We start from the raw sequence: 13746 nt of genomic DNA, 5'->3' as shown, positions 1-13746 counted from the left end.
GCCCCGGGCGCGTCCAGGTCGTCGGCGATCCGGGCGCGGACCTCGGCGAGCACCGGGCCCGCCTCCGGCCCGGCCTCCATGCCGGCGGCCGAGCGCCAGCGGGCCAGCCGTACCTCGGCGGTGGCCAGCTGCTCCGCGGTCCACTCCCAGTCGGTGCGGTAGTGGTGGGCGAGCAGGGCCAGCCGGATCGCCATGGGGTCGCTCTGGCGGCGCAACCGGGAGACGAAGACCAGGTTGCCCCGGGACTTCGACATCTTCTCGCCGTCGAGGGCGACCATGCCGGCGTGCACGTAGGCCCTGGCGAAGGGCCACTCGCCGGTGGCGACGTGGCCCTCGTGGGCGCCGCACTCGTGGTGCGGGAAGATCAGATCGGATCCGCCGCCCGCGACGTCGAAGCCGCTGCCGAGGTTGGCCAGCGCGATCGCGGTGCACTCGATGTGCCAGCCGGGCCGGCCCTGGCCGAGCGGCGAGGGCCAGGACGGCTCGCCCGGCCGCTCGGCGCGCCAGAGCAGCCAGTCGAGCGGGTGCTTCTTGCCGGCCCGCTCCGGGTCTCCGCCGCGCTCGCCGAACAGCTCCAGCATCCGCTCCTCGGGGTAGCCGGAGACCGCGCCGAACTTGGGGGCGGCGGCGACGTCGAAGTAGACGTCCCCGCCGAGCTCGTAGGTGGCGCCCTTGTCGCGCAGGGCCACGATCAGCTCGGCGACCAGGTCGATCGACTCGGTGACGCCGACGTACTCGCGGGGCGGCAGGATGCGCAGCGCCTCCATGTCGGTCCGGAACAACTCGATCTCGCGCTCGGCGAGCTCCCGCCAGTCCTGCCCGGTCTGCTCGGCGCGCTCCAGGAGCGGGTCGTCGACGTCGGTGGCGTTCTGGGTGAAGTGGACCTCGTGGCCGGCGTCCCGCCAGGCGCGGTTGACCAGGTCGAAGGTGAGATAGGTGTTGGCATGGCCCAGGTGGGTGGCGTCGTAGGGCGTGATGCCGCAGACGTACATCCGCGCGGTGGGGCCCGGCTGTGTGGGGACGACCTCTCCGGCGGCGGTGTCGAACAGCCGCAGCGGAGCACCAGCACCAGGGAGCCGAGGAACCTTCGGCGCAGACCACGATCTCATGTAGCGAGCCTATCCAGCAGACGGACCGCCCCGATCACCCCGGGGCGGTGGGTACGGGGGCGTTCATGACAACCACCGGAGCGGTCCCGCTCATTCCTGGCCCGTCCGGGTCCGTTCCCGGGCTCATTCCGGCAGCACGCGGCGGAACGCCGCGGGGTCGGCGGGGTCACCGGTGAAGTCGTACCGGAGCCCGCCGGGGGCGAGGGCGAGCAGGGTGACCGAGAGGGAGGCGAAGATCCGGCCGTCGGGGAGCTCGTGACGGACGATCATCGCGCGCGGGTCCCCGGCCGGCAGGCCCGCCCCGGTGGCCAGGAAGGCCCACTCCCCCCATGCCCCGTCCAACGCGGCGGGCCGGGAGGCCCGGGCGAACCGGGGGCGGAAGAACGCGACGCGCTCGTTCTCCTCGCCGCTCTCCCACCCGCTGTTGACGATCATGTGGGTCCCGGCCGGGAGCTCCGTCTCCGTCCGCCCGGCCCCGTCCCAGCTCCACAACCGCGCCCCGGACGGCTCGGCCAGCACGAGGTGGAAGGGGTCGTAGCGGGTCAGGTCCAGCTCCGGCAGGCGGCCCGCTGCCGCCGCCAGCAGCGGCAGCTCGCCCCGGGAGCGGCGGGCCGGGCCGGGCACGGGCACGCCGTGGCCGTTGAGCAGCGCGGCGGCCCGCCGGGCCACGGGGTCGACCGCCAGCCAGGTCCCGCCGGCGAGCAGGTCCCGGCCGCCGACCAGTCCTGGCCAGTGCTCCGCCGGAGGCACCCAGGGCCGGCCGGTGAACTCGTCGCGGACACCGGCCAGGATCAGGGGGAGCGCCGCGCCGGGCGCGACGCTGACGACGACCGTGCACATGCCCGGCAGGGTACGCCTCCGCCCGGGGCCCGCGGGAAGGGGGCCGCCCGGCGGGGTACGGCCCCGCGGCGGTTCAGATCGGCGGCCAGGGCAGAGCGGGCCAGTCCTGGGAGGGCCGGGGGTGCAGCCCGGTGTCGAGGAGCCGGCGGACCCGCGTCCAGGTCGCCTCCACCTCCGCGAGGGTGACGAGCTCCCGGAGCCGGCGTCCGAGGCGGCCCTGCTCCAGGTCCCGCTCCAGGCGGGCCAGGACGTTCACGGCCTCCCGGGACAGGGGCTTGCCGCGCCACTGCCAGAGCACGGTGCGGAGCTTGTCCTCGGTGGAGAAGCAGACGCCGTGGTCCACGCCGTAGACGTGCCCGTCGGCGAGCGGGAGCAGGTGGCCGCCCTTGCGGTCGGCGTTGTTCACGACGGCGTCGAACACGGCCATCCGCCGCAGGGCGGGCTGGCGGCTGCGGATCAGCGCCATCAGGTCGGCCTCGGGGTCGGCGTCGATCCACAGCTGGCACATGCCCGGGCCGAACGGGCCGTCCCGGTAGACCGTCGGGGGGACGATCCGCCAGCCGGTCGCCACGGAGACCTCGTAGGCGGCGACCTCCCGGGCGGCCAGGGTGCCGTCGGGGAAGTCCCAGAGCGGGCGCTCGCCCCTGACCGGCTTGTAGACGCAGGCGGCCGCGAGGCCGCCCAGCCGGACCGTGCAGTAGAGCGTCATGTTCGTCGCCTCGACCAGCCGGCCGGCGACCTCGAGACGGCCGTCGCGGAGCAGTCGCAGAGCGGACTCGTCGTCCAGCCCCGTCACAGGCGGCGCGCTCAGCGTGGGCTCGCTCTCGGCGCTCATTCGCCTCCTCCAGCCGACGGGGCGACACTCCCCCGGAAACCGTTGAGCCGTACGCAGATGTGCCCCTGGGCGTCGAGCGGCTGGCCGCAGAGCGGGCAGGGCGGGCGTCCCGCGGCGACGAGGGCCATCGCCCGCCGGCTGAAGGCCCTGGCCGCGGCGGGGCTGATGCGGACCCGCAGGAGGGCGGGCTCGGCGAGGAGCGAGGGCTCGAACTCCTCGTCCCCCTCGACGGCCTCCTGCGCCTCGATCACCACCTGGGACGCCTCGGGATCCCAGGCGAGGGCCATCGTGCCGACCCGGAAGTCCTCGGTGATCGGCGTGTCGAGGGGGTCGTTGTCGGTGAGGCCCTCCGGCGCCGAGGCGGGGACCTGCGCGGTGCCCCCGCTGCGGCGCAGCACCTCGTCGAGCAGCTCGTCGAGGCGGTCGGCGAGCGCGGCCACCTGGAACTTCTCCAGCCCGACGGTGGTCAGCCGCCCCTGCCCCCGGGCCTGCAGGAAGAAGGCCCGCGAGCCCGGCTGCCCCACCGCACCAGCCACGAACCTCTCAGGTGGGTCGTAGTCGAACACCGGCATAGCCCCGACCTTACGTGGTCCCGGATCCGCCGCCGACTGCGGCGTCGCTCACGGTGGAGTTTTCTCCCCCGCCGGCTTCCTCCGAACCCTCCCGGGGTCGCAATCCGGTCACATCTCCGCCCACGTCGTTGAGCCTGAGCACGAAGGGGCGCAAGGGGGTGTAGCGGATGGCGGTGAGCGAGGCGGGATCGGCCGTTATCCGCTGGAACTGGTCCAGATGCAGTCCCAGCGCGTCCGCCACGACGGCCTTGATCACGTCGCCGTGGCTGCAGACGAGGTAGACGGCCCCGGGGCCCAGGCGGGCGTTCCACTCCCGCACGGCCGTCACGGCGCGGTGCTGGACCGCGGTGAGGGATTCTCCCCCGGGGAACGTCACGGCGCTCGGGTGGGCCTGCACCACCGGCCAGAGCGGGTCCTCGGCGAGCTCGCCGAGCGGGCGGCCGGTCCATTCGCCGTAGCGGCACTCCCCGAACCGCTCGTCGGTCAGCACCCGCCGCCCGCGGCCCGCGGCGACGGCCTCGGCCGTCTCCAGGCAGCGCTCCAGCGGGCTGGAGACGATCGCGTCCAGTTCCAGGGAGGCCAGGCGGAGCGCCAGGGCCCGCGCCTGGGCCCGGCCGGCGTCGCTGAGATGGACACCGGGAGTCCACCCGGCCAGCACCGGGCCGGTGAGGGGGGTCAGGCCGTGTCTTGCCAGCAGCAGCGTCGTCACGGCACCAAGTGTCGCAGCAGCCGCTCCCTCGTTTTTACCCGTCCGGGAGGTAACCTGGCCGGATCATGGAGCAGCGCTATGTCGGCCGGAGCGGCTTGTCGGTGTCCCGCCTCGGGCTCGGGACGATGACCTGGGGGCGCGACACCGGCGCGGAGGACGCCGCGGCGCAGCTCCGCGCCTTCGCCGAGGCCGGCGGCACCCTGATCGACACCGCCGACGTCTACTCGGGCGGAGAGGCCGAGCGGCTGCTGGGGCGCCTGCTCCGCGACACGGTGCCGCGCTCGGAGCTGGTGCTGTCCACCAAGGCCGTGCTCACCCCCTCCGGGCGCCGCCCGCGCGACGCCTCCCGGAGACATCTGATCGCCGCCGCGGACGCCTCTCTCGCCCGGCTGGGGCTCGACGAGGTGGACCTGTGGCAGCTGCACGCCTTCGACCCCGAGGTGCCGCTGGAGGAGACCCTGGCCGCGGTGGACGTCATCGTCTCCTCGGGCCGGGCGGCCTACGCCGGGGTGTGCGACTACACCGGCTGGCAGCTCGCCGCGGCGGCCGTCACCCAGCGGGCGGTCCCCGGCCGCACGCCGATCGTCGCCGCCCAGGTCGAGTACTCCCTGCTGGCGAGGGAGCCCGAGCGCGATCTGCTGCCCGCCGCCGAGTACGCCGGCGCCGGAGTGCTGGCCTGGTCGCCGCTGGGCCGGGGGGTGCTCACCGGCAAGTACCGCACGGGCATCCCCGCCGACTCCCGCGCGGCCACCCCCCACCTGGCCGACTTCGTCACGCCGTACCTCGACGAGCGGTGCCGCCGGGTCGTGGAGTCGGTCACCACCGCCGCCGAAGGACTCGGCGTCTCCCCTCTGGCGGTGGCCCTGTCCTGGGTCCGCGACCAGCCCGGGGTGGCCGCCGCCATCGTGGGGGCGCGCACGCAGACCCAGCTGGCCGGGGTGCTCGAGGCCGAGGACCTGGCACTGCCGGCGGCGATCAGGGAGGCGCTCGACGACGTGTCCGCGGACTGAGGACGCGCCGGGAACGGCCTGCGGACACGGGGAATCCGTATAGAACGAGAGTCTTTCTCGCGTGTCACTAGTCGATACCGAATCGCAACTTTCCGTGGAAAAACCCGGCCTTCACACAAAACTGTCATTCGGATGGCAGGAGGGGCTCAGCCAGACGCCGACGGATCCGCGCCGGCGCGCGAGGGGGAAAGATGCGATCTGCGATCTCGGCCGGTGCGCTGGCGCTGGCGCTGGGCGGCGGGCTCTCCGTGGTCGCGACCGCATCCGCGGACGCCGCGCACGCGGCCGACTGCGACAGGGGCGGCGGGCTGCTCGGCGGGGTCACCGGCGGTCTATGCCAGACGGTGGACGGCGTCACCAACGTCGTGGACGGGTTGACGGGATCCGTCCTGTCCCCGGTGACCGAGGGCCTCGACCAGACCGTCGGGAAGGTCCTGGAGCCGGTCGGCGAGGCCGCGCCGACGGCGAGGGCGTCCTCCGGAGGGAGGACCACCGCACCGCCGTCCGCGCCGGAGAAGCGCGAGGAGGGGTCCGGCGGCGGGCGCCCGCCCGTGACCCTCGACGTCTGCGTCTCCCTGAGCTCCTCCGGGTGCGCTGAGTCCCCGACGTCCCCGGCGTCCCCGGCCTCGTCGGCGCCGGCTCCCGGGGAGGACGCGCGGCCGACCGCCACCGCGCCCGCCGACCGGAGCCGCAGGCCTGAGACGGAGAGACCGGAGAAGGAGCAGGCGCCGGTTTCCGGTCCCTCCTCCTCCGCCTCGTACCCGTACCATCCGGAGCCCCGCCCGCACACCACCGAGGTGCGCGACCCGGCCCTCTCCGAGCCGCCCGTCATCGATGTCGAGACGCCTCTGCTCGAGCCCCTGTGGCCGGGCCCCCTCACGCAGGAGCTCCGGCAGCGCGTGCCGGGCGGGCAGGCGTCCGTCACTCTCGTCCGCTCCTCCGACCCGGTCGGCACCGCCCTCACCGCGGTCCTGCTGGCCGCGGCGGTCCTCGCCGTCCGGCTGATGTACACCAGGCGGGCCGAGGAGGAGTCGATCCCGTTCGAGCCGCTCCGGATGGGGCGGCACCGCGTCGCCTAGGCCCGTCGGGAGGTCCTCCGGGCCCGGCGGGAGATCCTCGTCCGGACGCCGCTCCGGCGCCGGGTCACCGCCCGGACGCCGGTCGGCGCCGGGGAACGCGCGGGCCCGTACGGTGCGGGCCCGCGCCGTACGGGGTCAGCCCCCGATCGCGTGCACGCCGCCGTCGACGTGCACGATCTCCCCGGTCGTGGCCGGGAACCAGTCCGACAGCAGCGCCAGGCACGCCTTGGCCGCGGGGACGGTGTCGGCGAGGTCCCAGCCGAGCGGCGCCTTCTCCGGCCAGCTGTCCTCGAACTCCTTGAAGCCGGGGATGCTCTTGGCCGCCATCGTCCGCAGCGGACCGGCCGCGACGAGGTTCACCCGGATGCCGTGCTTGCCGAGGTCCCGTGCCAGATAACGGGAGCAGGACTCCAGCCCCGCCTTGGCCACGCCCATCCAGTCGTAGACCGGCCAGGCCTTGGTCGCGTCGAAGTCGAGGCCGACGATCGCGCTGCCCTCCTTCAGCAGGGGCAGGCAGGCCACCGCCAGCGACTTGAACGAGTAGGTGGAGACCTGGAGCGCGGTCGCCACGTCCTCCCACGGCGTGTTGAGGAAGTTGCCGCCCAGGCAGCTCTGCGGGGCGAACCCGATGGAGTGCACCACGCCGTCGAGCCCGCCCAGGTGCTCGCCCACCCGCTCGGCCAGCGAGTCGAGGTGCTCGGTGTTCTGCACGTCCAGCTCGATCACCGGGGGCGGCTCGGGGAGCCGCCTGGCGATGCGCTCGACCAGGCTGAGCCGGCCGAAGCCGGTCAGCACGATCGTGGCACCCTCCTCCTGGGCCAGCTTGGCCACAGAGAAGGCGATCGAGGCGTCGGTCAGGACGCCGGTGACCAGGATCCGTTTGCCGTCGAGGATTCCCATTGATTCCGTCCTTCGTGAAGTGCCCGCGAGGGCCCGTGCCCGGCTCCCGGCGCCCCGTTCCCGGCGCGCGGTGACCGTTCTCAGCGTGCGGTGCTCGGCGTGCGGTGCTCGGCGTGCGGTGCTCGGCGTGCGGTGCTCGGCGTGCGGTGCTCGGCGTGCGCCGCTCAGTGGCCCATGCCCAGTCCGCCGTCGACGGGGATGACGGCGCCGGTGATGTAGGCGGCGTCCTCGCTCGCCAGGAAGGCGACGGCCTTGGCGATCTCCTCCGGCCTGGCCTGCCGGCCCAGCGGGATGTTCTGGCGGATCCGCTCCTGCTGGGCCTCGTCCAGCACGGCCGTCATGTCGGTCTCCACGAAGCCCGGGGCGACGACGTTCACGGTGATGCCGCGCGAGGCCAGCTCGCGGGCGGCCGAGCGGGCGAAGCCGATCATGCCGGCCTTGGAGGCGGCGTAGTTGGTCTGCCCGGCCGAGCCGAGCATCGCCACCACCGAGGAGATGAGCACGATCCGGCCGCGCCGCAGGCGGAGCATGCCCTTGGTGGCGCGCTTGGCCACCCGGTAGGCGCCGGTGAGGTTGGCATCGACGACCTCGGTGAAGGTCTCCTCCTTCATCATCGGCAGCAGCGTGTCCCGGGTGATGCCCGCGTTGGCGACGAGCACCTCCACCGGGCCCTGCTCGGCCTCGACCTTGCCGAAGGCCGCGTCCACGTCGGCCATGCTGGTGACGTCGCACTGCACGCCGAACAGCCCCTCGGGCGGCTCCCCGGAGCGGTAGGTCACGGCGACGGCGTCACCGGCGCGTGCGAGTTCGCGGGCGATCGCGAGGCCGATGCCGCGATTGCCGCCGGTTACGAGAACTGATCGAGCCATGGAGCCGACGCTATCCGTTACTTGCCGGTAGACCCGTTAGCCGCGAAGGACAAGATCGCAGGTCTAGGATCGTGGACATGCGCCAGATCGATTCCGATTTCCTCGCCCTGCCCATGAGGCGGCTGGCGGACGCGGCCCTCCAGCGTGCCCGCGACCTCGGTGCCGAGCACGCCGACTTCCGGCTCGAACGCATCCGCGCGGAGACCCTGCGCCTGTCGGACGCCCAGCTGGAAGGCTCCATCGACGGAGACGACCTCGGCTACGCCGTGCGGGTCGTCAAGAACGGCACCTGGGGCTTCGCCTCGGGCATCGAGCTCACACCCGAGGCCGCGGCCGCCGTGGCCGAGCAGGCGGTCGAGGTCGCCCTCGTCTCCGCCGCGGTCAACCGCGAGCCCATCGAACTGGCCCCCGAACCCGTCCACGCCGACGTCACCTGGGTCTCCTCCTACGAGGTCGACCCGTTCGACGTCCCCCTGCGGGAGAAGGCCGCGCTGCTGGCCGACTGGTCGGCCGGCCTGCTGAAGGACCCGCGCGTGGACCACGTCCGGGCCTCGCTGATGCAGGTCAAGGAGCAGAAGTTCTACGCCGACACGGCGGGCACCGTCACCACCCAGCAGCGGGTGCGCCTGCACCCGGAGCTGAGCGCGATGAAGGTCGGCGAGGGCCGCTTCGACGAGATGCGCACGCTCGCCCCGCCCACCGGCCGGGGCTACGAGTACCTCACCGGCACCGGCTGGGACTTCCCCGCCGAGCTGGCCGAGATCCCCGCCCTGCTGGAGGAGAAGCTGGGCGCCCCCTCCGTCGAGGCGGGCGTCTACGACCTGGTGATCGACCCGTCCAACCTGTGGCTGACGATCCACGAGTCGATCGGGCACGCCACCGAGCTGGACCGCGCCCTCGGCTACGAGGCGGCCTACGCCGGGACCAGCTTCGCCACCTTCGACCGGCTCGGCAGCCTGGTGTACGGCTCGCCGGTGATGAACGTGACGGGCGACCGCACGGCCGAGCACGGCCTGTCCACCATCGGCTACGACGACGAGGGCGTGGCGACCCGGGAGTTCGACATCGTCTCCGGCGGCGTCCTGGTCGGCTACCAGCTCGACCGGCGCATGGCACGGATGAAGGGCCTGGGCTCCTCCAACGGCTGCGCCTTCGCCGACTCCCCCGGCCACATGCCGATCCAGCGCATGGCCAACGTCTCGCTGCGGCCCGCGCCCGGCGGCCCCTCCACCGACGAGCTCATCTCGCGGGTGGAGCGCGGCGTCTACGTCGTCGGCGACAAGAGCTGGTCGATCGACATGCAGAGGTACAACTTCCAGTTCACCGGCCAGAGGTTCTACCGCATCGAGAACGGCCGGCTGGCCGGGCAGGTCCGGGACGTCGCCTACCAGGCGACGACGACCGACTTCTGGCGCTCGATGGAGGCCGTCGGCGGCGAGCAGACCTACGTGCTCGGCGGCGCGTTCAACTGCGGCAAGGGCCAGCCCGGCCAGGTCGCCCCGGTCAGCCACGGCTGCCCGTCGGCGCTCTTCCGCGGCGTGCGCGTCCTCAACACCGTGCAGGAGGGCGGCAAGTGAGCGAGAACACCACGGCGAGCGGGCAGGCGAGGAGCGGCATGACTCCCCAGGAGATGATCGACAAGGCCCTGGAGCTGTCGGCGGCCGACGACACCGTCGTCATCGTCGACGCCACCTCCAGCGCCAACCTGCGCTTCGCGGGCAACACCCTCACCACCAACGGCGTCTCCCGCTCCCTGCAGCTGACCGTGATCTCGGTCGTCGGGCGCGGCGCCGGCGTGGTGTCGCGGGCGGCGGTCCGCCCCGACCAGCTGGCCGACGTGGTCGCCGCGGCCGACCGCGCCGCGCGGGACGCGCAGCCGTCCGAGGACGCCCGGCCGCTGGCCGACGGAGGCGTCTCCGCCGACTGGGACGCGCCCGCCGTACCGACCACGATCGGCGTGTTCGGCGCCCTCGCCCCCGCGCTGGGCGAGGCCTTCGCCGCCGCCGAGGCGGGCGGCCGGAGGCTGTACGGCTTCGCCGAGCACACCGTCACCACGACGTTCGTGGGCTCCTCCACCGGGACCCGGCTCCGGCACACCCAGCCGACCGGCCGGCTGGAGCTCAACGCCAAGTCGCCGGACATGAAGCGCTCGGCGTGGACGGGCGTGGCCACCCGCGACTTCTCGGACGTGGACGTGGCGGCGCTGGACGCCTCGCTGGCCAGGCGGCTGGAGTGGGCGAAGAACCGCGTCGACCTGCCCGCGGGCCGGTACGAGACGCTGCTCCCGCCGGGGGCCGTGGCCGACCTGATGGTCTATCTGTACTGGACGGCCGGGGCGCGCGACGCCTTCGAGGGCCGGACGGTCTTCTCCAAGCCGGGCGGCGGCACCCGAGTCGGGGAGAGCCTGTCCTCCCTGCCGGTCCGGCTGTACGGCGACCCGGCCGCCGCGGGCCTGGAGTCCGCCCCGTTCGTGATCGCGCACGCCTCCGGCCGGCAGAGCTCGGTCTTCGACAACGGCCTGCCGCTCGCCCCGACCGACTGGATCGCGGACGGCGTGCTGACGAACCTGATCCAGACCCGGCACTCGGCCGAGCTGACGGACCTGCCCGCCACCCCCGCGATCGACAATCTGATCATGGAGGGGCCGTCCGGGGGCAGGTCTCTGGAGGAGATGATCGCCTCCACCGAGCGGGGCCTGCTGCTCACCTGCCTGTGGTACATCCGCGAGGTGGACCCGCAGACGCTGCTGCTCACCGGCCTGACCCGGGACGGCGTCTACCTGGTGGAGAACGGCGAGGTGGTCGGAGAGGTGAACAACTTCCGGTTCAACGAGAGCCCGGTGGACATCCTCCGCCGCGTCACCGAGATCGGGGCGAGCGAGCAGACGCTGCCACGCGAGTGGAACGACTACTTCACCCGCACGGTCATGCCCGCGATCCGGGTCCCGGACTTCAACATGTCGACGGTCAGCCAGGCCAGCTGAGGCGGGGTCCCGACGCCGGACGAGCGGGAAGGCGAGGTCTAGCGCTGGACGAGCGGGAAGGTGTGCACCCGCTCCCAGCGCTTGACCGTCACCACCCGCGCCGTGGCGTCGCGCAGGTCGTAGACCACCGACCAGCGGGTGTGCCCCTGGGCCACCCGCGCCAGGAGGGCCATCGCGTCCTTCCAGTCCCGCACGTCCGGCATGCCGGAGACGAGGGTGCGGTAGCGGCCGTCGGCCATCCGCTGCCGGGGGCCGGTGCCGGTCATGGCGAAGTTGGTCAGCGCCCGGTCCTCGATGACGTTGAGCCTGCCGCGGGCGAACTCCACGACGACCGACCTCCCGGTGGCGTCAGCGATCATGTAGTGGAGTTGCGGCCCGCCGGAGAAGTCGATGTCGTGACCGCGCATGATCTCCAGCGCCTCGTCCACGGTCGCGGCCTCGTCCAGCACGATCCGCATGATGCGGACGCTGCCCACGGCCGGCCGGCCGGCCCTCCTGGCGGGAAGCTCCCCGTCGGGGACCTGGGCCATCCCGACGGCGAGGCCCTTGTCGTTCACCCCGTCGAAGGGCAGGAGCACGGCGTGGGCCATCCGGCGCCGGGTCTGGGGATCCGCCGGGTCGGGGGTGCCCCCGTCCCCGAGCACGTAGTGCAGGTCCACGACGGAGAGCGACGCGTGGCCGTCGGGCGGGTCGGCGTGCACGATCATCGCGGGGTGGTCGTCCCAGTCGAAGTTCCGGCCGAACAGCACCGGGCCGCCGGCTCCGGAGGCGGGCAGGGCGAACAGCGAGCACGCCCAGTCGCCCGCCTGCGCGGAGAGCAGTTCCTCGTCGACCGGCGCCCTCCTGTCGTAGGACCCGTGGAAGGTCATCTCGTAGAGAGGAAGGTCGTCCACCCGGCGGAGGCTCTCGATCGTCCGCCGGATGTCGGACGCGCTCTGGGTGAGCACCGGCCGCGGCGTCGCGCCCTGCGCGGGCCCGGTCCGCGTGCTCGCGAAGGGGCTCGCGGAGGACGGCGAGGCGGCGTCGCGCGCCGGGGACGCGGAGCAGCCTCCGGCCGCCGCCACGGCCAGGGCTGCCAGGACGGCGCAGAGGCTCCGGCGCGGGTTCTCCATGCCCGCCAGTCTGGGCCGCGGAGTCCCGCGGGGCAAGAGCCGCCCGCCCGGACCGGCGATCTTGAAGGATCAGGAGTCCTCCAGGCGGAAGCCGACCTTCATGCCCACCTGGAAATGGCCGATCTCCCCGTCGACGATGTGGCCGCGCACCTCGGTCACCTCGAACCAGTCGAGGTGGCGCAGGGTCTGTGCGGCGCGGCGGATGCCGTTGCGGACCGCCGCCTCGATGCTCTCCCCCGACGTGCCGACTATCTCGGTCACCCGGTACGTTCGATCAGTCATTCCATCCTCCTACCCGGAAGCCCCGATCACATGACCGTTTCGCCCCCGGCCGATCCGAGGTCTACGTTGGAAGGTGTGAGGGGATGGCGCAGACGCGAGGTGGTCCACGAGGTGACCGACGCCCGGCCCTCGCTGAGCGAGGACATCGGGCGGCGGGAGCGGAACTACCTGATCAAGATGGGGATCCGGCTGGTCTGCCTGGTCCTCGCCTTCACCGTGCCCGCGCCGATGGCGGTCAAGCTCCTGCTCTTCGCCGGCGTGATCTTCCTCCCCTACATCGCCGTGGTCGGGGCCAACGCCCCCCGCCGGGAGGTCTCCTTCCGCCCCGGCGACTCCGCCGCCGACACAGGTCAGAACGAGATTCCACGGCACCGACGCGAGATCGGGTCGTGACTAAGTCTTGACGCATATTGAGGGTTGTAGGTGTACGCTTTAACCAAGTGCCCTGGTCCCCCGTCGGGGCACTGGTGCCGGCGTTCCGGGCCCCCGTCGGAACGCCGATGAAGCGGCGCCGGGTGGTTTGCCCCCGTAACCACCCGGCGTCGCCCTTTTCTCACTCCTCTTCCCGCGCAGGCACCTTCGCCTGGACCTGGCACCGTTCCGCCTCAGTCCTGCCCCTGTCCGCCCCTGTCCGCCTTTGCCTGCCCTCGCCTGCTCCCGCTCCACGGACGCCCTGCCAGGCGTCCCCGAGCGTCTCGGCGGACGACCCGGCCGGGTGTCGCCGAGCGTCTCGGTGGACGGCGCGCTAGGCGTCGCCGAGCGTCTCGGTGGTCGCCCGCTCCCAGTCGCGGGCCAGCTCCGTCACCCGTTCCGCCGCGTCGGGCGAGGCCGTCCCCGCCCCCTGGGCCAGACCCAGAATGTAGGCCGTCAGCGGCGCCGCCGGGCGGGCCACGCCGTGGGCGACGTCCTTGGTGAGGTCGAGCAGCGCGTCCCGGTCCACCCTCGCCGGGTCGACGCCGAGCTCCCTGCAGACCAGCGCGGTCCACTCCTCCAGCACGTTCACGCCTTGCTCCTCACATGCTCCAGATCGTCCAACGTGTCGCAATCGAACCACGGCTCCCCCGGCAGGCGGAGAGCGGCCGGGCGCAGCGGGGCGAGCAGCCCCCGCAGCGACCGCCCCTCGTAACGGGCGAGCGCCTCGGCGAGCACCGCCGTACGCCAGGCTCCCACGAGCCACTGCTCGTGGCCGCCGTCGTCGACGAGTACCGCGCCCGGCCCCTCCGCGGCGAGCAGCGCCGCCACGTGCTCGGCGCGCAGGAACGGCAGGTCCGCGGCGAGCAGCACCACCCGGGGGGCGCTCACCTCCGCCAGCCCGGCCCGCAGCGCCGGGACCGGGCCGCCGCCCGGCGGGTCCTCGGTGCGGAAGACCGCCCGATCGAGCCCGGGGCGCTCCGGCCCCACCACGACCAGGCGGCCGGCCCCGGGCACGGCGGCCCCGCCGCGGTC

15 protein-coding genes and 1 pseudogene are annotated in these 13746 nt (G+C 73.5%); 5 read left to right on the top strand and 11 right to left on the bottom strand.

Features of this window, described 5'->3' with window-relative positions:
• From mshC to ACFOWE_RS27685, 5 genes and pseudogenes are all read right to left on the bottom strand, one after another.
• Window positions 1–1109, bottom strand: a pseudogene (mshC, locus tag ACFOWE_RS27705) (cysteine--1-D-myo-inosityl 2-amino-2-deoxy-alpha-D-glucopyranoside ligase); the annotation flags it as partial.
• Window positions 1110–1232: 123 nt separating this feature from the next.
• Window positions 1233–1949, bottom strand: coding sequence for an NRDE family protein (locus ACFOWE_RS27700; protein ID WP_377292894.1), 717 nt, complete (start codon window positions 1947–1949; stop codon window positions 1233–1235).
• A gap of 73 nt (window positions 1950–2022) precedes the next feature.
• A complete protein-coding gene (locus ACFOWE_RS27695; protein WP_377292892.1) occupies window positions 2023–2784 on the bottom strand; it encodes an SCO1664 family protein in 762 nt (253 codons plus the stop codon).
• Window positions 2781–3356, bottom strand: coding sequence for a DUF3090 domain-containing protein (locus tag ACFOWE_RS27690; RefSeq protein ID WP_377292890.1), 576 nt, complete (start codon window positions 3354–3356; stop codon window positions 2781–2783). The genes ACFOWE_RS27695 and ACFOWE_RS27690 overlap by 4 nt, the downstream gene beginning before the upstream one ends.
• A 10-nt stretch (window positions 3357–3366) precedes the next feature.
• A complete protein-coding gene (locus tag ACFOWE_RS27685; protein ID WP_377292888.1) occupies window positions 3367–4065 on the bottom strand; it encodes a histidine phosphatase family protein in 699 nt (232 codons plus the stop codon).
• A 65-nt stretch (window positions 4066–4130) separates the two neighbouring features.
• On the opposite strand from ACFOWE_RS27685, the gene ACFOWE_RS27680 reads away from it, so the two are divergent.
• Both ACFOWE_RS27680 and ACFOWE_RS27675 read left to right on the top strand, forming a co-directional pair.
• The gene (locus ACFOWE_RS27680) at window positions 4131–5075 is read left to right on the top strand and encodes an aldo/keto reductase (RefSeq protein WP_377292886.1); all 945 of its coding nucleotides are present in this window, start codon (window positions 4131–4133) and stop codon (window positions 5073–5075) included.
• A gap of 191 nt (window positions 5076–5266) precedes the next feature.
• Window positions 5267–6154, top strand: coding sequence for a hypothetical protein (locus ACFOWE_RS27675; protein WP_377292884.1), 888 nt, complete (start codon window positions 5267–5269; stop codon window positions 6152–6154).
• A 135-nt stretch (window positions 6155–6289) separates the two neighbouring features.
• On the opposite strand, the gene fabI is transcribed toward ACFOWE_RS27675, so the two are convergent.
• Window positions 6290–7054, bottom strand: coding sequence for an enoyl-ACP reductase FabI (gene fabI / locus ACFOWE_RS27670; RefSeq protein ID WP_377292882.1), 765 nt, complete (start codon window positions 7052–7054; stop codon window positions 6290–6292).
• Between the two features lie 164 nt (window positions 7055–7218).
• Window positions 7219–7923, bottom strand: a complete 705-nt coding sequence (locus ACFOWE_RS27665; protein ID WP_377292880.1) for a beta-ketoacyl-ACP reductase — start codon at window positions 7921–7923, stop codon at window positions 7219–7221.
• A 77-nt stretch (window positions 7924–8000) separates the two neighbouring features.
• Here ACFOWE_RS27665 and ACFOWE_RS27660 point away from each other — a divergent pair, with 77 nt between their 5' ends.
• Both ACFOWE_RS27660 and ACFOWE_RS27655 read left to right on the top strand, forming a co-directional pair.
• Window positions 8001–9500 carry a TldD/PmbA family protein gene (locus ACFOWE_RS27660; RefSeq protein ID WP_377292878.1) on the top strand — a complete coding sequence of 500 codons (1500 nt, stop codon included), beginning with the start codon at window positions 8001–8003 and terminating at the stop codon, window positions 9498–9500.
• A 38-nt stretch (window positions 9501–9538) separates the two neighbouring features.
• Window positions 9539–10906: a metallopeptidase TldD-related protein gene (locus ACFOWE_RS27655; RefSeq protein ID WP_377293171.1), complete on the top strand. Its 1368-nt coding sequence runs from the start codon at window positions 9539–9541 to the stop codon at window positions 10904–10906.
• A 38-nt stretch (window positions 10907–10944) separates the two neighbouring features.
• On the opposite strand, the gene ACFOWE_RS27650 is transcribed toward ACFOWE_RS27655, so the two are convergent.
• A complete protein-coding gene (locus ACFOWE_RS27650) occupies window positions 10945–12018 on the bottom strand; it encodes a linear amide C-N hydrolase (protein WP_377292876.1) in 1074 nt (357 codons plus the stop codon).
• Window positions 12019–12087: 69 nt separating this feature from the next.
• The gene (locus tag ACFOWE_RS27645; RefSeq protein WP_344854508.1) at window positions 12088–12300 is read right to left on the bottom strand and encodes a dodecin; all 213 of its coding nucleotides are present in this window, start codon (window positions 12298–12300) and stop codon (window positions 12088–12090) included.
• Window positions 12301–12375: 75 nt separating this feature from the next.
• Between ACFOWE_RS27645 and ACFOWE_RS27640 the strand changes: the two genes are divergently transcribed.
• Window positions 12376–12693: a DUF3099 domain-containing protein gene (locus tag ACFOWE_RS27640; protein WP_377292874.1), complete on the top strand. Its 318-nt coding sequence runs from the start codon at window positions 12376–12378 to the stop codon at window positions 12691–12693.
• 352 nt (window positions 12694–13045) lie between these two features.
• Here ACFOWE_RS27640 and ACFOWE_RS27635 read toward each other — a convergent pair whose 3' ends face one another.
• A complete protein-coding gene (locus tag ACFOWE_RS27635) occupies window positions 13046–13303 on the bottom strand; it encodes a DUF6457 domain-containing protein (protein ID WP_377292872.1) in 258 nt (85 codons plus the stop codon).
• On the bottom strand, window positions 13300–13746 hold a 447-nt coding region (mobA, locus tag ACFOWE_RS27630), incomplete at its 5' end, for a molybdenum cofactor guanylyltransferase (RefSeq protein WP_377292870.1). The genes mobA and ACFOWE_RS27635, both read right to left, overlap by 4 nt.

The organism is Planomonospora corallina (assembly GCF_042650625.1).
GTDB lineage: Bacteria > Actinomycetota > Actinomycetes > Streptosporangiales > Streptosporangiaceae > Planomonospora_B > Planomonospora_B corallina.
The sequence above is the reverse complement of the archived record's forward strand: the minus strand, read 5'-3'. Positions and strand labels throughout refer to the sequence as shown.